Below are 20,405 nucleotides of genomic sequence, written 5' to 3' on the forward strand. Positions count from 1 at the left end.
CCGGCCACCGCCCGAGCGGTCACCCGAGCCCCGCCCACGACCCACACCTGGGAAGGTCATCCGATGCCGACCGACGCCCTGCCGGACCAGCCAGCACCGCTCATGGTGATGACCGAGGACCGGCGCCGCATCGCCACCTACGACCTGGGCGCCTCCGACGGCCCCGCCGACGCGCCCGTCGTGCTCGCCGTGCACGGCTTCGCCTCGAGCTTCACGGCGAACTACGTGCGCACCGGCTGGGCCCGCGACCTGCAGCGCGCCGGCGTGCGCGTGCTGGGGGTGGACCAGCGCGGGCACGGCGCCTCGGAGAAGCCGCACACCCGCGACGCCTACTCCCTGGACCACCTGGTCGAGGACCTGCGCGTGGTCCTGGACACCTACGGCGTGTCCGAGGTCGCCTACGTCGGGTACTCCCTGGGCGCGCGCGTGGGGTGGCGCGCGGCGATCGACATGCCCGAGCGCATCACCCGCGCCGTCCTCGGCGGCATCCCCGACGGTGCGCCGCTGACGCGCTTCCGCACGGAGGAGGCGCGGCAGTCCCTGGCCACCGGGCAGGCGCCCTCGGACCGCGTGACCGCCGGCTACCTCACCATGGCCAGCGCGGTGCCGGGCAACGACGTCACGGCGCTCGTGGCGCTGGTCGAGGGCCTGCGCCGCGGCGGCCCCGACGACGACCCCGACCCGCACGACCCGCCGCACGTGCCGGTGCTGTTCTGCACCGGCAGCGAGGACGGCATCATCGAGGGCTCCCGGCGCCTGGCCGAGGCCACACCGGGCGGCCGCTTCTACGAGATCCCCGGGCGCCACCACTTCAACGCCCCCGTCTCCCGTCAGTTCCGCGAGACCGCCATCGACTTCGTGCTCGGCCGCTGACCGGCTGCCGCGCCCTCCAGGACCACCACCCGCGCGAGCGGCCGGCCGTTGAAGCAGCTCGCCGTCACCGCGGTGTAGGCGCCCATGGTGGGGCTCACGACGACGTCACCGACCCGCAGCCGCGGCATCGGCCAGGCGCGGGCGATGACGTCCAGGCCGCAGCACGTGGGCCCGGCGAGGGTCACGGTCCCTGTCAGCGGGGCCCCTCCCAGCTCCGACGCCGCCAGCAGCAGGGGCTGCACGTGCTCGGTGAGCACGTTCGACCAGCTGCCGTAGAGGCCGTCGTCGAGGTAGGCCCACGCGCCGTCGGCGCGCTCGGCGGTGCTGACCACCCGCGTGAGCGCCAGCCCGGCCTCGGCGGCGACGGCGCGCCCCGGCTCGGCGATCACCGTCATCCTCCCGGCGAGCGGGGCGAGGGCCGGCCGCAGCGCGGCGGTGATCGCCGCGAGGGGGGTGGCCCGAGAGGCGTAGGAGGCCGGGAAGCCCCCGCCGATGTCCAGGACGTCGAGCCGGACGCCGTGCCGGGCCTCGACCTCCTCGACCAGGGACAGGGCTGAGGCCAGCGCGGCGAGGAACGGCTCGACGGCGTCCATCTGGCTGCCCACGTGGTAGCTGAAGCCGGCCAGCGGCACGCCGTGCTCGACGGCCAGGGCCGCCAGGTGCACCGCCGTCGCCCGGTCGGCGCCGAACTTGCCGGACAGGTCGACGGCCGCACGGGCGTCGCTGTGCGCCAGGCGGACCAGCGCCCGGCACCCCGCCGGCAGCTCCCGCAGCTTGAGCAGCTCGGTCTCGTTGTCGACGACGAACAGCTGCACCCCCCACGCGGCTGCGGCGGCCCGCTCGGCGGGCGTGGCGACCGGGTTGGTCCACACCATCCGGGCGCCCGCGACCCCGAGGTCGGCCAGCAGGTCGGTCTCCGTGGTGCTCGCGACGTCGAACCAGGCGCCGGCGCCGGCGAGGGCGGCCAGCACCCGCGGGTGGTCGAGGGCCTTGACGGCGTAGTGGAGGCGCACGCCCGGCAGCTGGGCGGCGAGCTCGCGGTAGCCGGCCACAGCCGCGGCCGGGTCGAGGACGAGCAGCGGGCTGCCGTGGCGGGCCGCCAGCTCCTGGAGGCCGTCCGCACCCCAGCGGGCCGCCAGCTCGCGACGGCGCGCCTCGCGCAGGCCGCCGTCGCCAGCGCCGTCGTCCTCTGCGGGCTGCGAGGGCTGCGCCGGCCGGGCGGGTGCCACCACCGCAGCGGTGGCCTGCGCGGTGGCCTGCGCGGTGGCCTGCGCGGTGGCCGCGGGCGCCGGTGGGTCGGGCTGCGGCCTCCGGGAGCGCCACCCGAGCACCTCGGTGGCCCGGTGCCCCAGCGCGGCGGTGCCGTAGAAGGTGACGTCGGCGACGACCTTGCCCAGGAGCAGCGCGGCCACGGGCTGGGGCACGAGGGCCGCGGCCAGCCAGATCAGCGACGGTCTCACGAGGGCGTCGGCGGCCTCGGCGGGCCCGTACTCGGCGGCCGCCAGCCGCAGCGACCGGAGCACCAGCGACCGGCCGCGGGTGCCGGCGCGGCGCTGCTCGCGCACCACCTGGCCCACCGCGACGCTGTAGAAGCCGACGTTCTCGGCCAGGGTCGCGGCCAGCGCCGCGCGCAGCGGCGACCCGGTCGCCGCGAGGACGCCGGTGCCGGCCAGGAGCAGCAGGGCCGTCCCCGCCAGCTCGCTGGGCAGGTAGCGGCGCACCCAGAAGCCCAGTCCGGCAAGCCTGCCCGTCAGGCGGCTCGTCAGGCGGCCCGTGAGCTGGCCCGTGAGCTGGCCCGTGAGGCGGCCCACCAGGGGGTCTGCGGGCTGGCTGGTCAGGGGGTGGGGGAGCGGTGGCGCAGGCTGGCTCATGCGGGCTCCTCGGGCGGCGGCGCGGCGCCCACAACCTCGCGGGAGGGCGACCACGGGCACCAGGGGGCCAGCACCTGGTCGGCCGGGACGCGCTCCCGGGAGCCGCGGGGGCTGCGGGAGCCGCGGGGGGACGGAGGCGGGCGGCCTACGATCGGGGGTCCACCGACACGCCAGCCGGAGAGGGTCCCCGCCGTGAGCGCTCCCACCAGCAAGAAGAAGTCCAGCCTCGACGACGTCGTCAGCCTCGCCAAGCGGCGCGGCTTCGTCTTCCCCTCCGGGGAGATCTACGGAGGCACGCGGTCGGCGTGGGACTACGGGCCCCTGGGCGTGGAGCTGAAGGAGAACATCAAGCGCCAGTGGTGGCGCTCGGTGGTCACCAGCCGCGACGACGTCGTCGGCCTGGACTCCTCCGTCATCCTGCCGCGCCAGACCTGGGTGGCCTCCGGCCACGTCGGCGTCTTCACCGACCCCCTCACCGAGTGCCAGCAGTGCCACAAGCGCTACCGGGCCGACCACCTCGCCGAGGAGTTCGAGGAGAAGAAGGGCCGCGCGCCGCAGGGCGCCAACGGCGGCCTCGAGGAGATCACCTGCCCGAACTGCGGCACCCGCGGCCGCTGGACCGAGCCTCGTGACTTCAACATGATGCTGAAGACGCACCTCGGCCCGGTCGAGGACGAGTCCGGGCTGCACTACCTGCGCCCGGAGACCGCCCAGGGCATCTTCGTGAACTTCGCCAACGTCATGGGCTCGGCGCGCAAGAAGCCGCCGTTCGGCATCGGCCAGATCGGCAAGTCCTTCCGCAACGAGATCACGCCGGGCAACTTCATCTTCCGCACCCGCGAGTTCGAGCAGATGGAGATGGAGTTCTTCGTCGAGCCCGGCACCGACGAGACCTGGCACCAGTACTGGATCGACAACCGCACCGACTGGTACGTCGACCTGGGCATCGCGCGGGAGAACCTGCGCCACTACGAGCACCCGAAGGAGAAGCTGAGCCACTACTCGACGCGCACCGTCGACATCGAGTACCGCTTCGGATTCACCGGCAGCGAGTGGGGCGAGCTCGAGGGCATCGCCAACCGCACCGACTTCGACCTCAAGACCCACTCGGAGCACTCCGGGACGGACCTGAGCTACTTCGACCAGGGCAAGGGCGAGCGCTGGGTGCCCTACGTCATCGAGCCCGCCGCGGGCTTGACCCGCTCGCTGATGGCGTTCCTCGTGGAGGCTTACGCCGAGGACGAGGCGCCCAACGCCAAGGGCGGCGTCGACAAGCGCACCGTGCTGCGCCTGGACCACCGGCTCGCGCCGGTCAAGGCCGCGGTGCTGCCGCTGTCGCGCTCGGAGGCCCTCTCGCCCAAGGCCCGCGACCTCGCGGCCCAGCTGCGCACGGCCTGGAACGTCGACTTCGACGACGCCGGCGCCATCGGCCGCCGCTACCGCCGCCAGGACGAGATCGGCACGCCGTTCTGCCTCACCGTCGACTTCGACACGCTCGAGGACCAGGCCGTCACCGTGCGCTCGCGCGACACGATGACGCAGGAGCGGGTGTCCCTGGACCAGGTGCAGGGCTACCTGGCGAGCCGCCTCGTCGGCTGCTGACCGGCGCCGCTCGAGCCGTCGCGGGAGCCGTCAGGGGAGCCGTCACGGGCGCGCGCCCGTGACGGCTCCTGCGGAAACGCTGACCGCGACACGCCGCCGCCCCTAGGCTGACCGGCGTGTTGCTGACCCCCTCCCAGGTGCCGCCGGTCGGCGGTCCCGTGCGCCTCCTGCCGATCACGGGGGGGCCCGAGCAGCGCGGGACGCTGTCCGACTGGAGCACCAGCCCCGCCGGGCTCGTCGCCACCGCCGTCGTCACCCTCGACGACCCCGCGTCGGCCGCGGCGCTGGCTGACCAGCCGGTGTGGGCCCACCTGCACAGCGCCGGCGGTGCCGCCGTGGTGCTGGAGGCGGTCGCCGAGGGCACCGCCGTGGGCGGGGAGCTGCTGCTGACCGGCGTGCTGGCCCTGGCGACCGAGCAGCAGCGCGCCGAGCCGCGCGCGGACATCGCCCGCCGCGCCCAGCTGCGCGGCAGGGTGGCCGCCGCCGCCCGCACCATCGACCTATCCCGCACCGGCGCCCGCGTGGTGCTGGCCACCGACGCCGCCCTGGCCAACCTCGGCGCCTCCGCCGACGACACCCTCGAGCTGGTGGTCGAGGTCGGCGCCGAGGAGACCGTCACGGCCGCCGCCCGCGTGGTGCGCGTCGACGCCGAGCGCTCGGAGGTGGCCCTGACCTTCGTCGACCTCTCGGACGCCGACGCCACCCGCATCGAGCGCGCCGTGCTGGGGAAGATCTCCAGCGAGCGTGAGCAGGCCGGCGCGTCCGCGACCTGACCGCCCCCCTGCGGGCGCAGGGTGGCCCCGGTCTCGTGGGAGTGGAGCGGGGCCACCCTGCACCACCGGTGGATCAGGCCACAGCCCCCCAGTCCGTCGTTGCCATGGGCAGGTCGCCTCAGGACGCGGTGCGTCCCTGCTTGGCGGCGCACATGCGCAGGAACTGCAGCACCTCCCGGCAGATGCCCTCGAGGTCGTCGTCGATCTCGCTCGGGAGCACCGAGATGGTGCTCCGCCCCGACAGCACGACCACCCTCTGCCGCTGCGTGGTCTTCCGGAAGCGCCCCGGGCTGAGGTGCCAGGCCGTGGAGTTGATCTCGAGTTCGGCATCGAGGTCCTCCCAGTAGGCGTCCAGGACCACGACCAGCGTCCCGAGTTCGTCGCGCACCTCCACGTTCCACCGGGGCTGCGGGACCCCGTACCTGTCGAAGCCCTCCCGCAGCCGCGCCTCCGCCACCGACCGGATGCCCGCGGCCACTTCGGCGAGGACCTCGCGTGACAGCGCGGTGCGCTGGCGCTGCGCGAGCTGCACCTCCTCAGCGACCTGAGCGACGGTGCAGAAGCGCTGCTGGACGACGGCGGCCACCAGTTCACGGACGTCATCACGCTCGCCGAGCCAGCGGCAGGCGTCGACGGCGGCACGGGCGACCGGAACCACCCGCAGGCCCTGTCGGGCGAGCTCACCGACGGGGCGGCGACTCCGCGTGACCAGCGCGAAGCCGTGCGAGGTCTTCTGGCTGGCGTGCTGCACCAGGACATGAACGCGGTCGCTCCTGGCCACCCGGAAGCGCACCCCGTGCAGCTCGAGGGCGTCCAGACCCGTGAGAGCGCTGCCGGGTCCCGCGTACTTGAGCGCTCCGAGGCGACGCTCGTAGGTGGTCAGCACGCCGCGGTGGCCGGCGACCACCCCGGGCAGCACCCGCTGCCACGGCCCCGTGCGCTGGATGCGCCGCATGATGGTCGAACTGGGGACGCCGACACGGCGCAGCTCTGCGTGCGTCGCCACGGAGGCGCCGCGACGCAGCAGGGCAGCGAGTGCGGTCTGGTCGACGGGGGCGCGGCGTGGCACGGGCGCAGCCTGGCCGCGAGGTGGCCGGTCGTCGCGCCGTCGTCGCCGCCCTGTGGACGCCGGCTCGGCGGGCCAGCCTGTGGGCGGGCGGCCAGCGGCAGCCGTCTCAGCGCGCCTCACGGAGGCCGCGGTCGCCAGGGGCGCGCCAGAGCTGGCCGGCGAGGCTGAGTGGGGGGATCTGCTCCACTCCGGGGTGAGCACAGGGTGGCCCTGCTCCACTCCTACGGGACCAGGGCCACCCTGCACCCAGGAGGGGCAGCGGGGCGCGGACGCACCGGGCGCCGGCCTCCGCGGGGGAGACCGGCGCCCGGGCGTCGGAGGGGTGGTGCGTCAGCGCTTGCTGGTCACCAGCTCGCGCTCACCGGCCTGGGCCGGCACCTCGGCCTCGAAGGGGGCGTCCGGACCGGCGGTGGGGGCGCCGTGGCCGCCGTCCGCGGCCAGGGAGCCCTCGTCGAAGGGCAGCTCGCCCGAGAGGACCGAGCGGACGCGGTCGCGGTCGACCTGCTTGGTCCAGGTGCCCACGAGCACCGTCGCCACCGCGTTGCCGGCGAAGTTGGTGACCGCGCGGGCCTCGGACATGAACCTGTCGATGCCCACGATGAAGCCGACGCCGGGGACCAGCGCGGGGGCGTGGGCCGACAGGCCGCCGGCCAGGGTGGCCAGACCGGCGCCGGTGACGCCGGCGGCGCCCTTGGAGGCCAGGATCATGAAGGCCAGCAGGCCGACCTGCGCCGGGACCGACAGCGGGGTGCCCATGGCGTCGGCGATGAAGATCGAGGCCATCGTCAGGTAGATCGCGGTGCCGTCGAGGTTGAAGGAGTACCCGGTCGGCACGACGATCCCGACCACCGGCTTGGAGACGCCCAGGTGCTCCATCTTGGCGATGAGGCGGGGCAGCGCGGTCTCGGAGGAGGAGGTGGAGACGATGAGGAGGAACTCGCGGCCCAGGTACTTCAGCAGGCTGAAGATGTTCAGCCCGGTGACCACCCGCAGGATCGTCCCGAGGATGACGAAGACGAAGACGGCGCAGGTCAGGTAGAAGGCGCCCATGAGGACGGCGAGGGCCTTGAGGGCGTCGACGCCGGTCGCTCCGACCACCGCGGCGATGGCGCCGAAGGCGCCGATCGGGGCCAGCCACATCACCCAGGCCAGGACCTTGAAGACGAGCTTCTGCAGGTGGCCGACGAGGTCGAGCAGCGGCTTGCCGGCGTCGCCCATGGTCTGCAGGGCGAACCCGACGACGAGCGCGACCGCGAGGACCTGCAGCACCTGCTCCTGCACGAGGGCGGAGAACAGCGTGGTGGGGATGAGGCCGGTGATGAAGCCGATGACGCCGGGGTGCTCGGCGGAGGCCGCGGCGGCCTTGTCGGCGGCCGCCTGGGCCGCCTCGGCGCTGGAGGCGGAGATGGTCAGGCCGTCACCGGGGTGGATGACGTTGCCCACGACCAGGCCGATGACCAGGGCGAAGGTCGACATCGCCAGGAAGTAGCCGAGGGCGATGCCGCCGACCTTGCCGACGGTCGCGGCCTTCCGGATGGAGCCGATGCCCAGCACGATGGTGCAGAAGATGACCGGGCCGATCATCATCTTCACCAGCGAGATGAAGGCGTCGCCGATCGGCTTCATCTCCTTGGCGGTCTCCGGGGCCGCCAGACCGAGCGCGATGCCGGCGCCGACCGCGACGATGACCGCGATGTACAGCCAGTGGGACCTGTCCCTGTGCTTGCCGGGCGCCTTGCCGCCGGCGACCGCTGCTGCCGAAGAGCTCATGGTCTGCGCACCTCCACGTCGTCGTGATCGGGGCCGCTCCGCCCCGGGTGTCTGTGCTGCGGGTCACAGCCCGCCTGGTGGAAGAGGGTGCGCCGGTGCCGCCCGGGTGTCGCGCTTGTGGTCGTTGTGTTCACGGGCGCGTCCGACCTGCATGCTGGGCGGCGTGCGCGTGACGGGGCCGTTCGGCCGCTCGACGTCCCTCGCCCGGCAGCTGCTGGTCCTGCAGGTGGGGCTGCTGGTCGTGGTGATGCTCGGCGTCGCCGTCGTCGACGCCGTGCTGGACGTGCGGCGCGACGAGGCGGCGGCCGCCCAGCGCGTCCTGGGGGTGGCGGAGTCCCTCGCCCTGAGCCCCACGGTGCAGCAGGTGGCCGCCCAGCCGGGCACCGTGCAGACCCGCTCGGCGGTGCTGCAGCCGTTCGCCGAGGCCGTGCGCGCCGAGACGCGGCTGTCCTTCATCACGATCATGGCGCCGGACGGCACCCGCTGGACCCACCCCGACCCCTCCCAGGTCGGCGGGACCTTCCTCGGCTCGCGCGAGCCGGCGCTGCAGGGGCGGCCCTTCACCGAGACCTACACCGGCACCCTGGGCCCGTCCGTGCGCGCGGTGGTCCCGGTGCTCTCCGGCGACGGCGACGGCTCCGGCGACGGCGACGGCGCGAGCGGCGGCGAGGTCGTGGGGCTCGTGGCCGTGGGCGTGACCACGGCGCAGCTGAACGAGGAGTTCCTGCGCAGCCTCCCGCTGCCGGTGGCGCTGCTCGCGGCGCTGCTGGGGGTGTCCCTGGCCGGCAGCGCCCTGGTCTCGCGGCGCCTGCGCCGCCAGACGCACGGCATGGCCAGCGACGACATCGAGAGGCTGCGCTCCTCCCACGAGGCGGTGCTGCACTCGGTGCGCGAGGGGCTGCTCGTGGTGGACCCCGACGGGCGCGTGGGCGTGGCCAACGACGAGGCGCGCCGGCTGCTCGGGCTCGACCACGACCCGGTGGGCGTGCCGGTCGCCGAGCTGCCCGTGGCCACCTCGGTGCGCGACGTGCTGGTCGAGGGCCGCCCCGCCACCGACGAGACCCACCTCACCGACGACCGGGTGCTCGTGGTCAGCCAGTCGCAGGTCGAGTGGACGGGCCGCCGCCACGGCGCCGTGGTGACCCTGCGCGACAGGACCGAGCTCGAGGCGCTCACCGGGGAGCTCGACTCCACCCGCGCCCTGTCCGAGGCGCTGCGCTCGCAGGCCCACGAGGCCGCCAACCGCCTCCACACGGTGGTGGTCCTGGTCGAGACCGGGCACCCCGAGCGCGCCGTCGAGTACGCGGTGGAGCAGCTGGAGCTGTCCCAGCGGCTCACCGACAGGGTGCTGGAGGCCGTGGAGGAGCCCGTGGTCGCCGCGCTGCTGCTGGGCAAGACCGCGCAGGCCGCCGAGCGCGCGGTGGAGGTGCGCGTGGACGAGGCCAGCCACCTGCCCGCCGACCTGGCCGGCGCCCCGGGGTCCGCGCGCGACCTCGTCACGGTGCTCGGCAACCTGCTCGACAACGCCGTGGACGCCAGCGCCGGCCCGGAGCCGGCCGACGGCCCGCGACGGGTCGACGTCCTGCTGCGCCCGGACGGCGAGGACCTGCTGCTGCGCGTGGACGACACCGGTCCGGGCCTGCCGGCCGAGCTCGTGGCCACCGCCTTCACCCGCGGCTGGTCCACCAAGGTCTCCACCTCGGTGGCCGGGCGCGGCCTGGGGCTGTCCCTGGTCGACCAGGTGGTGCGCCGGCGCGGCGGCACCGTGGAGGTGCTGCCCCGCGGGGACGACGACGGCCCGGCCGGCGGCTCCCCCGACGGCCCGGGCGGGAGCGCCGGCGCGGCGGTCCGCCGCCGCACCGGCACCCGCTTCGAGGTGCGCCTGCCCCTGGCCGGGCTGCGGTGACCGCCCCACCCGGGCGCGCGGGCCCCGGCCCGGCAGCCCCCGGCCGCGACGTCCGGGTGCTGGTCGTGGAGGACGAGCCGCTGGTGTGCGCCGCCCACGCCCAGTACGTGCAGTCCCTGCCCGGCTTCGCGCTGGCCGGCACCGCCGGCGCGGTGCGCGAGGCGGTGGCCCAGCTGAGGGCCGCGGCGGCGGCGGGCGCGCCCGTCGACCTCGTGCTGCTCGACCTGGACCTGCCCGACGGCCACGGGCTGGACCTCGTGCGCTCGCTGCGCGGGGCCCGCTGGACCGGCGACGTCATCGCCGTGACCTCCACGCGCGACCTGGCGGCCGTGCGCTCGGCGGTCTCCCTGGGCGTGGTGCAGTACCTGCTCAAGCCCTTCGCGCGCCGCTCCTTCGAGGACAAGCTGGTCCGCTACCTCGACTACCGCGCGCAGCTGGCCGCCGACGGCGGCGGACCGCTGGGCCAGGACGACGTCGACAGGGCCCTCGCGGCGCTGCGCGCCCCGGGCGAGGCCTCCGGCGCGCTGCCCGCCGGGCTGGTCGCCGAGACGCTCGACGCCGTGCGGCGCGCGGTGGCCGCGGCGCCGTCGTCGGCCTCGGAGGTGGCCGCCGGCTGCGGCACCTCCCGGGTCACCGCCCGCCGCTACCTGGAGCACCTCACCGAGGTGGGCGAGCTGGAGCGCCACCAGCGCTACGGCGGCACCGGGCGCCCCGAGGTGGAGTACCGCCCCGCCCGGCGCCGCTGAGCAGCCGCCGGGTGGTGCTTGCTCGCGGCACCTAGCCTGGGGAGGGTGACTGCCACGAGCGGGGGCGTCGGGCTGCGGTCCGAGCGCGGCCCGGTGCTGCTGGGCGTGATGCTCTCGACGGCGCTGGTCGCCATCGACGCCACCGTGATCGCCACCGCCGTGCCCTCGGTGGTGGCCGAGCTCGGCGGCTTCTCCCAGTTCCCGTGGCTGTTCAGCGCCTACCTGCTCGCCCAGGCGGTCACCGTGCCCGTCTTCGGCAAGCTGGCTGACGTCTTCGGGCGCAAGCCGGTGGTGCTCGTCGGCATCGGGCTCTTCCTGCTCGGGTCGGTCCTGTGCGGCGCGGCCTGGAGCATGGGCTCCCTGGTCGTCTTCCGCGCCGTGCAGGGCCTGGGCGCCGGGGCGGTGCAGCCGATGTCGATGACGATCGTCGGCGACGTCTACTCCGTCGCCGAGCGCGCGAAGGTGCAGGGCTACATCGCCAGCGTCTGGGGCGTCTCCTCGGTGGTCGGGCCCACCCTCGGCGGGGTCTTCTCGGAGTACACGAGCTGGCGCTGGATCTTCTTCGTCAACGTCCCGCTGTGCCTGGTGGCCGCCGCCGCCATCGGCTGGCGCTTCCACGAGCGCGCCCAGCGGCGCCGGGTGCGGGTGGACGTGCTGGGCGCCTCGCTGCTCACCGCGGCGCTGGCGCTGCTCGTGCTCGGCGTGCTGGAGGGCGGCCAGGCCTGGGCGTGGGCCTCCCCGCTCGGCGTCGGCGTGCCCGCCGCGGGGGTGCTGCTGCTGGCGGTGTTCGTCGCGGTCGAGCGGCGCGCGGCCGACCCCGTCGTCCCGCTGCACCTGCTGCGCCGCCGCCTGCTGGTCACCACCAGCGCCGCCTCGGCCTGCATCGGCGCCGTGCTGCTCGCCCTGACCTCCTACGTGCCGACCTTCGTGCAGGTCTCCCTGGGCACCGGCCCCCTGGTCGCCGGCTTCGCGCTGGCGGCGCTCACCCTCGGCTGGCCGGTGTCCGCCTCCCAGTCCGGGCGGCTCTACCTGCGCCTGGGCATGCGCGCCACCGCCGTGACCGGCGCCGTCGTCGTGGTCGGCGGCTGCGCGCTGCTGCTGCCCCTGGGCACCTCCTCCGGCGTGCTGGCGGTGGCCGGCGCCTCCTTCGTCATCGGGCTGGGCATGGGCCTGACCGCGGCGCCCACCCTCATCGCCGCCCAGGCCGCCGTGAGCTGGGGCGAGCGCGGCGTGGTCACCGGCCTGAACGTCTTCGCGCGCTCGGCCGGCAGTGCCGTGGGCATCGCCGTGTTCGGCGCCGTCGTCAACGCCGCCCTGGGCGGCCGCTCCGCCGACGGCGGGTCGGTCGGGCCGGGGGAGCTGTCCGACGCGGTCCACCTCGTCTTCCTCGGGGCGCTCGGGCTCGCGGTGGTCCTCCTGCTGGCCGTCCTCCTCATGCCGCGCGACCGCCCGGCGCCCGCGGCGCCCCCGGCGCAGCACCAGCCCGAGCCGGACGCCTCCGCCGTCGGGCCCTGAGCCGCACCGGCGCGTGGCAGACGGGCGAGGTGGCGCCCACCCGGGGTGCTCGCGCGCGCCGGCGCTGGGATGATCGGACGCGGTCGACGGCCTGACCCACCTGAGCACGAGGGGCGGTCCGCCGCCGGGGAGCGACATGACCATCACGACGAGCACCACCACCGTCAGCAGCCTCACCGGTGACCTGCGGGCCACCGGTGACGTCGTGGTGGTGCGCGTCGCGGGCGACCTGGACATCCGCACCGCGCCCGAGCTGCGCGAGGCGCTGCGCTCGCTGCTGCGCCCGCAGTCGGCGGCCGGGGCCCAGCACGTCGTCGTCGACCTGCGGCCCGTCACGTTCATGGACTCCTACGCGCTCGGGGTGCTGGTGCAGGGCTACAAGCTCTCGCGGGCCCACCGGCGCACCTTCGAGCTGGTCTCCACGGGCGCGCGGGTGGCCACCCTGTTCCGGGTCACCGGCATGCACCACGTGATGCCCCTGCACCCCGACGTGCCCTCGGCCCTGCAGGAGAACCGCAGCGCCAGGGTCGGCTGAGCGCGCCGGGCCCCGGCGGTCGCCGGGTGCGCGAGGATGGTGCCGTGAGCACCGCACTCGACGCGCGCCCGTCCGCCGGCCGGCTGCCCGGCGGGCAGCCGGCCGCGCCGCTGCTGCCGCCGCTGCGCTTCGGGGAGCACGTCGTCGACGTCCCGGTGGTCCTCGCCCCGATGGCGGGGGTGACCAACGCCCCCTTCCGCAGCCTGTGCCGCGAGCACGGCGCCGGCGTGTACGTCTCGGAGATGGTCACCAGCCGCGCGCTGGTCGAGCGCACCCCGGAGAGCCTGCGGCTGGTGCAGCACGAGCCGGGCGCCAGCCCGCGCAGCGTGCAGCTGTACGGCGTCGACCCGGCCACGGTCGGCGCGGCGGTGAGGATGCTCGTCACCGAGGACCTCGCCGACCACGTCGACCTCAACTTCGGCTGCCCGGTGCCCAAGGTCACCCGCCGCGGCGGCGGCTCGGCGCTGCCGTGGAAGTCCGAGCTCTTCCGCGACGTGGTCCGCTCCGCCGTGCGCGCGGCGCAGCGCCCCGGCGGCCCCGACGTCCCGGTGACCGTCAAGATGCGCAAGGGCATCGACCCCGACCACCTCACCTACCTCGACGCCGGCCGCACCGCCGAGTCCGAGGGCGCCGCCTGGGTGGCCCTGCACGGGCGCACCGCCGCCGACGGCTACGCCGGCACCGCCGACTGGGAGGCCGTCGCGCGCCTCAAGGACGCGGTGAGGAGCATCCCGGTGCTCGGCAACGGCGACGTCTGGTCCGCCGAGGACGCGGTGCGCATGGTCGAGCGCACCGGGTGCGACGGCGTCGTCGTCGGCCGGGGCTGCCTGGGGCGGCCGTGGCTGTTCGCCGACCTCGCCGCCGCGATGCGCGGCGAGCCCGACCGGGTGCGCCCGGGCCTGCGGTTCGTGGCCGAGACTCTGCGCCGCCACGCCGAGCTGCTCGTGGAGCACTTCGGCGACGAGCTGCGCGGCTGCCGGGAGATCCGCAAGCACGTCGCCTGGTACCTCAAGGGCTACGTCGTCGGCGGCCACCTGCGCGCCCAGCTGGGCCTGGTCGACTCCCTCGCCGCTCTCGACGCGCTCATCGACACCCTCGACCTCGACCAGCCCCACCCCGGCGAGGCCGCCGAGGGCTCGCGCGGGCGCACCTCCCCGGCGCCGCGGGTGGTGCTGCCCGAGGGCTGGCTGGACTCCCGGGCGCTGACGGGGGAGTCCCTGGCGGTGGTGCGCGCCGGCGAGCTGGACCCGGCAGCGACGGCGGGCGGGTGAGCGCACCGGTGCAGCGGGGGGCGCACTGCGAGGTCGACGGGGAGGCCAGCGGCTACGGCGAGCACGCCCGCGCCCGCTGGGCCCCGGAGGCGCCCAAGAGCTACCGCCGCAGCGCCTTCGCCCGCGACCGGGCGCGGGTGCTGCACTCCTCGGCGCTGCGGCGCCTGGGTGCCAAGACCCAGGTGGTGGGTCCCGGCTTCGACGACTTCGCGCGCACCCGCCTGACGCACTCCCTGGAGGTCGCGCAGGTCGGGCGGGAGCTGGGCGGGGCGCTGGGCTGCGACCCCGACGTGGTCGACACCGCCTGCCTGTCCCACGACCTGGGCCACCCGCCGTTCGGGCACAACGGGGAGTCGGCCCTGGCGCAGCTCACCGCCGCCATCGGCGGGTTCGAGGGCAACGCGCAGACGCTGCGGCTGCTGACCCGCCTGGAGCCCAAGACCAGCTTCCCCGACGGCCGCCCCGCGGGGCTGAACCTGACCCGCGCCGCCCTGGACGCCACCACCAAGTACCCCTGGCACTCCGGGGACGACCCGCGAGGGGTGACGCGCAAGTTCGGCGTGTACGCCGGCAGCAGCGCCGGGGCCGCCGGCCGCGACGGTGACGACGAGGTCTTCGCGTGGCTGCGCGAGGGCGCCCCCGACCGGCGTCGCTGCATCGAGGCGCAGGTGATGGACCTGTCCGACGACATCGCCTACTGCGTGCACGACGTGGAGGACGCCGTCGTGGCCGGCCGGCTGGACCTGCGGGCGCTGGCCTCCCGCGAGGAGCGCGGGCCCATCGCCGAGGCGGTGCGGGCCTGGCACCTGCCCGACGCCGCCGACGTCGAGGTCGAGGCCGCCCTCGACAGGCTCCTGGCCGCGCCGTACTGGGTGGACCACTACGACGGCTCGTGGGACTCGCTGGCGGCGCTGAAGGACGCGACCAGCCAGCTCATCGGCAGGTTCTGCGCCGCCGCCGAGCACGCCACCCGCGCGGTCGCCGGGCCCGGGCCGCTGACGCGGTACGCCGCGGACCTCGTGGTGCCGCGGGCCACCGAGGTGGAGATCGCCACGCTCAAGGGGGTGGCCGCCGCCTTCGTGCTCACCAGCCGGGACAAGGCCTCCACCTACGCCGAGGAGCGCCAGGTGGTCACCGACCTCGTGCGGGCGCTGCTGGAGGCGCCGCACGTCATGGAGCGGCCCTTCGCGGCCTGGCACGCGCAGGCCGAGGACGACGCCGGCCGCCTGCGCGCCGTCGTGGACCAGGTGGCCTCCCTGACCGACACCAGCGCGCTGGCCTGGCACGCGCGCCTGGTGATGACCTACCCCTGAGCGGTCCGCACCCGGCGCGCCCAGGTGGTGCGCAGCGCGAGCTGCCCGCCGGTGCACCGGGCGACGCGGGTGCGCTGGCCGCCTCCGCGGCCGTGCTCGTCTCCAGGCCGGAACCGCACCGTGGACCGCGGGGCCCGCGCGCCCTCGCTACCGTCGGCACGTGCCCTCCTTCCTCCGACGGCTGCAGACGGCCCTGGCGGGGCAGGCGCCGACCGGGGACGCGGGTGCTGCTGCGCCTGCACCCGGTGAGCGTCCTGCACCTGCGGTCCCGGCCGACCTGGCTGACCTGCTGCCGGCGGTCCCCGCGACCGAGCGACCGCGAGCAGCCGCTCTCGGGGCCGACGGCGCAGCGGTCGTGTGCTGGGAGCTGCCGGTCGCCCCGGGCGCCTCGGCTCTGCAGCTGCAGGAGGCGCTGCGCAGCGCGCCGTCCCGCTGGCGGCCCGTCGTCGTGGACGACGGGTGGGAGGAGGCGCTGACCGAGGCGCCGCAGCCCCTCGAGGTCCTGGCCGACCTGGACGTCGAGGACGGGCCGCTGCTGCTCGACCGGCGCTGGCAGTCGGCTCACGACCTCGCTGTGCGCGAGGAGCGCCTGGGGATGCACCGCGGGACCACCCCGGTCACCACCGTCACCGCTGTCACCCGGGCTGTGGCCGAGCGACCCCCGGCGCTCGAGGACGGGGTCGTCGCCGTCGTCGACGCCCACGACGCGTGGCAGCTGCCTGCGGTGCTCGGGTGGGCGCCGGTCGACGCGGGGCTCAGCGCCCGCGAGCTGTCGGTGGTGCTGCAGTACTGGCAGGACCAGTGGGGGGCGCACCTGGTGGCGCTCGGCGCCGGCTCCTTCGCGCTGCGCGTCGAGGACCCGCCGGCGACGGCGGACGACGCGCTCGCGGCGGCGCAGGAGGTCCTGGCCGTGGCGCCGGCACTCCTGCGCGCAGACCTGGTCGAGCCCCTCCCGCGGGCCGCCGAGCTGCTGGGGCCGGCCCTGCGCGGCGCCGGCTGGTGGCACGTCCGCCTGGCGTGACCGCGCAGGGCGGTGGAGGGCTACTGCAGCGCTGAGGTCAGCCGGCAGACGTTGTCGAAGAGCTTGCTGCGCCAGGGCCGCTGCAGCCACTCGCTGAGCAGCAGCTCGCGGCTCACGGCGCGGTAGGAGTCCTCCACGGCGCGCAGGTCGTCCACGAAGGAGCGCCCCCGCACCATCACCGAGACCTCCAGGTTGAGGCTGAAGGAGCGGATGTCCATGTTGGAGGAGCCGACCACGGCGACGTCGTCGTCGATGGTCACGTGCTTGGCGTGCAGGATGTACGGCGCCGGGTACAGGAAGATCCGCACCCCGGCGCGCAGCAGCGCCTCGTAGTAGGAGCGCTGGGCGTGGAAGACCAGCCACTGGTCGCCGACCTCGGAGACGAACAGGTCCACCCGCAGCCCGCGCTCGGCGGCCGTGGTCACCGCGTACAGCAGGGAGTCGTCGGGCACGAAGTACGGGCTAGTGATGATGACGCGCTGCTGGGCGTAGTACATGAGCGCGTTGAACAGCTTGAGGTTGTTCTCCCCGTCGAAGCCGGGGCCGCTGGGCACCACCTGGCAGTCGAGCAGCCCCTGGTGGCCGGCGGCGACCACCGGGGCGGCGTCGGCGGTGCCGCCCTCGAGCGGGGCGGGGATCGCGGCCTCGGCCTCGGCCTCGAGCAGCTCGTCGGTCTCGGAGTACCAGTCGGTGATGAACAGCGCGTTGACCTCGGCGACCACCGGCCCCTCGAAGCGGACCATGACGTCCTGCCAGGCCAGGTGCCGCCGGCCGTAGCGCTTCTTGTGGTACCCGCGGTCCACGGCGTTCTGGCTGCCGGTGAAGGCCACCAGCCCGTCCACCACGACGATCTTGCGGTGGTTGCGCAGGTCGGGGCGCTGGAACCTGCCGCGCAGCGGCTGCACCGGCAGCATCTCGTGCCACAGGGCGCCCAGGTCGTCCAGCGCCCGCAGCGTGCGGTGGTAGCCGGGGGTGCGCAGCGAGGCGACGTGGTCGAGCAGCACCCGCACGACCACCCCGCGCGCCACCGCCCGCGCCATGGCGTCGAACAGCGGGCGCGTGGCGTCGTCGAGGTTGAGGATGTAGAACTCCACGTGCACGAAGCGCCGGGCGGCGTCGACCTCCTCGGCCAGCCGCAGCAGCACCTCGTCGTAGTCGGTGCAGACCTCCGCGGCGTTGCGGGTGACCAGCGGCATCGCCCCGGCGCGGCGGTTGAGGCGCACGACGGAGGCCAGCCACGGCGGCCACGGGTCGTCCTCGCGCACGAGGTCCATGCCCTCGGTCCGAGCCATGATCATCTTGTTGATGGTGCGCTGCTTCTGCCGCCGCGCCCGCGGCAGCTTGGGCGAGCCGATGAGCAGGAAGGCCGCGATGCCCAGGTAGGGCAGGAAGAAGATCGCCAGCAGCCAGGCCATCGCCGAGGAGGGGCGCCGGTTGGTCGGGACGACGGCGACGGCGACCACGCGGATGACGGCGTCCACGGCCAGCAGCGCCACGCTCAGCCACAGGGGCAGGGCGGGCGCGAGCGAGGGCAGGTCGCCCAGGCTCTCGAGCAGGTCCGTCACGTCCGCAGGGTAGGCGCGGGACCTGCGCGGAAGCGCCCGGCGCGCACCCTCCACAGCCGCGGGTCGCCCGACCGGACCTGGCGGGGGGCCACCTAGACTCCTGGGGTGGCGGGGAAGATCCGGCGCGAGGACGTCGACGCCGTCCGCGAGCGGGTGCGGATCGACGAGGTCGTCGGTGAGCAGGTGGTGCTCAAGTCCGCTGGTGTCGGCTCCCTCAAGGGCCTGTGCCCCTTCCACGACGAGCGCACGCCCTCCTTCACCGTCCGCCTCTCCACGGCGCGCTACCGGTGCTTCGGGTGCGGCGAGAGCGGCGACGTCTTCGACTTCCTGGTCAAGACCACCGGCACCACCTTCGTCGAGGCCGTGGAGTCGATGGCCGCCCGCGCGGGCATCACCCTGCGCTACGAGGACGGCGGCGGAGCGCGCCCGGCGCAGGACGTCGGGAAGCGCCAGCGCCTGCTCGACGCCCACCGGGTGGCCGCGGAGTTCTACGCCGAGCGGCTGTTCTCCCCCGAGGCGCAGGTGGGCCGGCAGTTCCTCTCCGACCGGGGCTTCGACAGGGCCGCGGCCGAGCAGTTCGGCGTCGGCTACGCGCCCTCGGGCTGGGGGGCGCTGACCGACCACCTGCGCGGGCGCGGCTTCACCACCGAGGAGCTGGTGACCGGGGGCCTGGCCGCGCAGGGGCAGCGCGGCCCCTACGACAGGTTCCGCGGGCGGCTGGTCTGGCCCATCCGCGACGTCACCGGCGCGACCATCGGGTTCGGCGCCCGGCGGCTCACCGAGGACGACTCCGGCCCGAAGTACCTCAACACCCCCGAGACCCCGCTGTACCGCAAGTCGCACGTGCTCTACGGCCTGGACCTGGCCAAGAAGGAGATCGGGCGCCGCAAGCAGGTGGTCGTGGTCGAGGGCTACACCGACGTCATGGCCTGCCACCTGGCGGGGGTGCCCACGGCGGTGGCCACGTGCGGCACGGCGTTCGGCTCCGACCACGTCGGGATCGTGCGCCGGATGCTCGGCGACGACGACGGCGCCGGCCAGGTGGTCTTCACCTTCGACGGCGACGCCGCGGGCCAGAAGGCGGCGCTGAGGGCCTTCGAGCACGACCAGGAGTTCGTGGCGGCCACCTACGTGGCGGTCGAGCCGCGCGGCATGGACCCGTGCGACCTGCGCCTGGCCGACGGCGACGAGGCCGTGGTGGCCCTGGTCGAGGCCAAGCGGCCGATGTTCGAGTTCGCCGTGCGCCAGGTGCTGTCCACCTGGGACCTGGAGACCGCCGAGGGCCGCGTCAAGGCGCTCGGCGCCGCCGCGCCCGTGGTGGCTGGCATCAAGGACCGCCAGCTGCGCGAGGAGCACACCCGCCAGCTGGCGCGGATGCTCGGCATGGACCTCGGCGCGGTGCAGCGCGCCGTCGGCAGCGAGGTGCCGCGCGCGGCGCGCGGGGCCGGGCCCCGCGCGGGCCAGGCCGGCCAGGCCGGCCAGGGCGGCCAGCGCGGCCCGAGCGGCAGGCCGGCCGAGCGCGACGCCGTCGCCGACGCCGAGCGGCAGCTGCTGGCCCTGGTCGTGCAGGCGCCGTCGGCGGTGCCCGACGCCTTCGACGCCCTGCCCGAGGACGCCTTCGTGCTGGCGCCCTCGCGCGCGGTGCACGAGGCCGTGCGCGCAGCCGGCGGCGTGGCCTCCGGGCGCACGGCGGGGGTCTCCTGGGTCGAGCACGTCATGGAGGCGAGCGCCGACGGCACCGCCGACCAGGTGCGCCCGCTGCTGGGGGCGCTCGCGGTGGTGCCGCTGCCCGCCGACTCCACCGAGGGGCTGGGGCGCCTGGCCGCCGGGCTCCTCTTCGACGTGCGCCTGCGCGAGCTGGCCCGGCGGGAGGCCGCCCTCAAGGGCCGCGCCCAGCGGCTGGAGGCGGCGGGGGAGCACGAGGCCGCCTCGGACGCCTACGCCGAGCTCTTCGCGCTGGCCTCCGAGCGCCAGCGCATGCGCGCGGAGGCCTCCGAGGGCGGTGTGTGACGCCTCGCGACCTCGAGCGCCGAGGCCTCCGCAGCTCACGCTGCGTGGTGAGCGCGTGACCCCGCGTGGGAGGATGGCGACGACCGGGTGTCACCCTGTGCACCGAAGTGGTGGCGCAGCGTGTCGTTGCCCGGTTCGTCACCGCGTGCGCCCTACCGTTCTCGAGGTGATCGCAGCGCCGCGCCCCACGCCTGGTCCGCTCCCGGGCGACCTGTACCTCGACCCCGCGGTCCCCGACTGCGAGCGGGTCACGATCAGCCGCAACGGCTGGTCGGCGCAGGCCTCGCACGTCTGGACCGGCACGGGCTGGACCCGGCTGGTGCCCGGGGTGGTCCACGACGTGCCGGCGCACCCGGAGGTGACCCTGCCAGGCGCGCGCGCCCTGCCGTCGCCGCGCAGCGCGGCGACCGCGGCCGCACCCGCCGCGGAGGGCCTGGAGCGCTGGCGCCGCCGCCGGGCGGCCCTGGAGCAGGCGCACGGGGCCGCCGCCGGGACCGCCCCGTCGCGCAGCGTCGCCGACGCCAGCTGAGGTCGTCACCGAGGGTCAGCGGAGCGCGCTGACCGA

General features: G+C 75.5%; 16 protein-coding genes. 12 read left to right on the forward strand and 4 right to left on the reverse strand.

All coding sequences use genetic code 11. From position 1 onward, the window contains the following. Positions 1 to 63 precede the first annotated feature (63 nt). Positions 64 to 873, forward strand: a complete 810-nt coding sequence (locus ACUN9U_RS10715) for an alpha/beta fold hydrolase (RefSeq protein ID WP_445484957.1) — start codon at positions 64 to 66, stop codon at positions 871 to 873. Here ACUN9U_RS10715 and ACUN9U_RS10720 read toward each other — a convergent pair. After that, positions 831 to 2,744: a hypothetical protein gene (locus ACUN9U_RS10720; protein ID WP_445484958.1), complete on the reverse strand. Its 1,914-nt coding sequence runs from the start codon at positions 2,742 to 2,744 to the stop codon at positions 831 to 833. The genes ACUN9U_RS10715 and ACUN9U_RS10720 overlap by 43 nt on opposite strands. Before the next feature lie 192 nt (positions 2,745 to 2,936). On the opposite strand from ACUN9U_RS10720, the gene ACUN9U_RS10725 reads away from it, so the two are divergent. Together ACUN9U_RS10725 and ACUN9U_RS10730 are read left to right on the forward strand one after the other, a co-directional pair. Continuing rightward, entirely contained in the window at positions 2,937 to 4,346 is a 1,410-nt protein-coding gene (locus ACUN9U_RS10725; RefSeq protein ID WP_445484959.1) for a glycine--tRNA ligase, read from the forward strand. 116 nt (positions 4,347 to 4,462) lie between these two features. Beyond that, the gene (locus ACUN9U_RS10730) at positions 4,463 to 5,119 is read left to right on the forward strand and encodes a PilZ domain-containing protein (protein WP_445484960.1); all 657 of its coding nucleotides are present in this window, start codon (positions 4,463 to 4,465) and stop codon (positions 5,117 to 5,119) included. 118 nt (positions 5,120 to 5,237) lie between these two features. Here ACUN9U_RS10730 and ACUN9U_RS10735 read toward each other — a convergent pair whose 3' ends face one another. Both ACUN9U_RS10735 and ACUN9U_RS10740 read right to left on the reverse strand, forming a co-directional pair. Beyond that, positions 5,238 to 6,188: a hypothetical protein gene (locus ACUN9U_RS10735; RefSeq protein WP_445484961.1), complete on the reverse strand. Its 951-nt coding sequence runs from the start codon at positions 6,186 to 6,188 to the stop codon at positions 5,238 to 5,240. 330 nt (positions 6,189 to 6,518) lie between these two features. After that, entirely contained in the window at positions 6,519 to 7,958 is a 1,440-nt protein-coding gene (locus ACUN9U_RS10740; protein ID WP_445484962.1) for a cation:dicarboxylate symporter family transporter, read from the reverse strand. A gap of 163 nt (positions 7,959 to 8,121) precedes the next feature. Between ACUN9U_RS10740 and ACUN9U_RS10745 the strand changes: the two genes are divergently transcribed. From ACUN9U_RS10745 to ACUN9U_RS10775, 7 genes are all read left to right on the forward strand, one after another. Next, positions 8,122 to 9,864: an ATP-binding protein gene (locus tag ACUN9U_RS10745; RefSeq protein ID WP_445484963.1), complete on the forward strand. Its 1,743-nt coding sequence runs from the start codon at positions 8,122 to 8,124 to the stop codon at positions 9,862 to 9,864. Further along, positions 9,861 to 10,610: a response regulator gene (locus tag ACUN9U_RS10750; RefSeq protein ID WP_445484964.1), complete on the forward strand. Its 750-nt coding sequence runs from the start codon at positions 9,861 to 9,863 to the stop codon at positions 10,608 to 10,610. Before ACUN9U_RS10745 ends, ACUN9U_RS10750 begins: the two co-directional genes overlap by 4 nt. A gap of 108 nt (positions 10,611 to 10,718) precedes the next feature. Continuing rightward, positions 10,719 to 12,125, forward strand: coding sequence for an MDR family MFS transporter (locus ACUN9U_RS10755; protein ID WP_445485055.1), 1,407 nt, complete (start codon positions 10,719 to 10,721; stop codon positions 12,123 to 12,125). A gap of 136 nt (positions 12,126 to 12,261) precedes the next feature. Beyond that, complete coding sequence (locus tag ACUN9U_RS10760) at positions 12,262 to 12,660, forward strand: STAS domain-containing protein (protein WP_445484965.1); 399 nt, start codon at positions 12,262 to 12,264, stop codon at positions 12,658 to 12,660. Positions 12,661 to 12,704: 44 nt separating this feature from the next. Then, positions 12,705 to 13,931, forward strand: a complete 1,227-nt coding sequence (dusB, locus tag ACUN9U_RS10765) for a tRNA dihydrouridine synthase DusB (RefSeq protein ID WP_445484966.1) — start codon at positions 12,705 to 12,707, stop codon at positions 13,929 to 13,931. Continuing rightward, a complete protein-coding gene (locus ACUN9U_RS10770; RefSeq protein ID WP_445484967.1) occupies positions 13,928 to 15,244 on the forward strand; it encodes a deoxyguanosinetriphosphate triphosphohydrolase in 1,317 nt (438 codons plus the stop codon). Before dusB ends, ACUN9U_RS10770 begins: the two co-directional genes overlap by 4 nt. Before the next feature lie 160 nt (positions 15,245 to 15,404). Further along, positions 15,405 to 16,265 (forward strand): DUF4253 domain-containing protein, encoded by an 861-nt coding sequence (locus ACUN9U_RS10775; protein WP_445484968.1) that lies wholly within the window; start codon positions 15,405 to 15,407, stop codon positions 16,263 to 16,265. A gap of 20 nt (positions 16,266 to 16,285) precedes the next feature. Here ACUN9U_RS10775 and cls read toward each other — a convergent pair whose 3' ends face one another. Beyond that, on the reverse strand, positions 16,286 to 17,821 hold the full coding sequence (gene cls, locus ACUN9U_RS10780; protein ID WP_445485056.1) for a cardiolipin synthase: 1,536 nt from the start codon (positions 17,819 to 17,821) through the stop codon (positions 16,286 to 16,288). A 114-nt stretch (positions 17,822 to 17,935) separates the two neighbouring features. Here cls and dnaG point away from each other — a divergent pair, with 114 nt between their 5' ends. Continuing rightward, the gene (dnaG, locus tag ACUN9U_RS10785) at positions 17,936 to 19,840 is read left to right on the forward strand and encodes a DNA primase (RefSeq protein ID WP_445484969.1); all 1,905 of its coding nucleotides are present in this window, start codon (positions 17,936 to 17,938) and stop codon (positions 19,838 to 19,840) included. A 166-nt stretch (positions 19,841 to 20,006) separates the two neighbouring features. Next, positions 20,007 to 20,369, forward strand: coding sequence for a hypothetical protein (locus ACUN9U_RS10790; RefSeq protein WP_445484970.1), 363 nt, complete (start codon positions 20,007 to 20,009; stop codon positions 20,367 to 20,369). Positions 20,370 to 20,405: the final 36 nt, after the last annotated feature.

This window comes from Quadrisphaera sp. KR29, assembly GCF_052644995.1.

Coding starts and splice junctions, on each gene's coding strand:
- ACUN9U_RS10715 (WP_445484957.1), top strand. CDS start 64: ATGCCGACCGACGCCCTGCCGGACCAGCCAGCACCGCTCATGGTGATG.
- ACUN9U_RS10720 (WP_445484958.1), bottom strand. CDS start 2,744: ATGAGCCAGCCTGCGCCACCGCTCCCCCACCCCCTGACCAGCCAGCCC.
- ACUN9U_RS10740 (WP_445484962.1), bottom strand. CDS start 7,958: ATGAGCTCTTCGGCAGCAGCGGTCGCCGGCGGCAAGGCGCCCGGCAAG.
- ACUN9U_RS10755 (WP_445485055.1), top strand. CDS start 10,719: ATGCTCTCGACGGCGCTGGTCGCCATCGACGCCACCGTGATCGCCACC.
- ACUN9U_RS10760 (WP_445484965.1), top strand. CDS start 12,262: ATGACCATCACGACGAGCACCACCACCGTCAGCAGCCTCACCGGTGAC.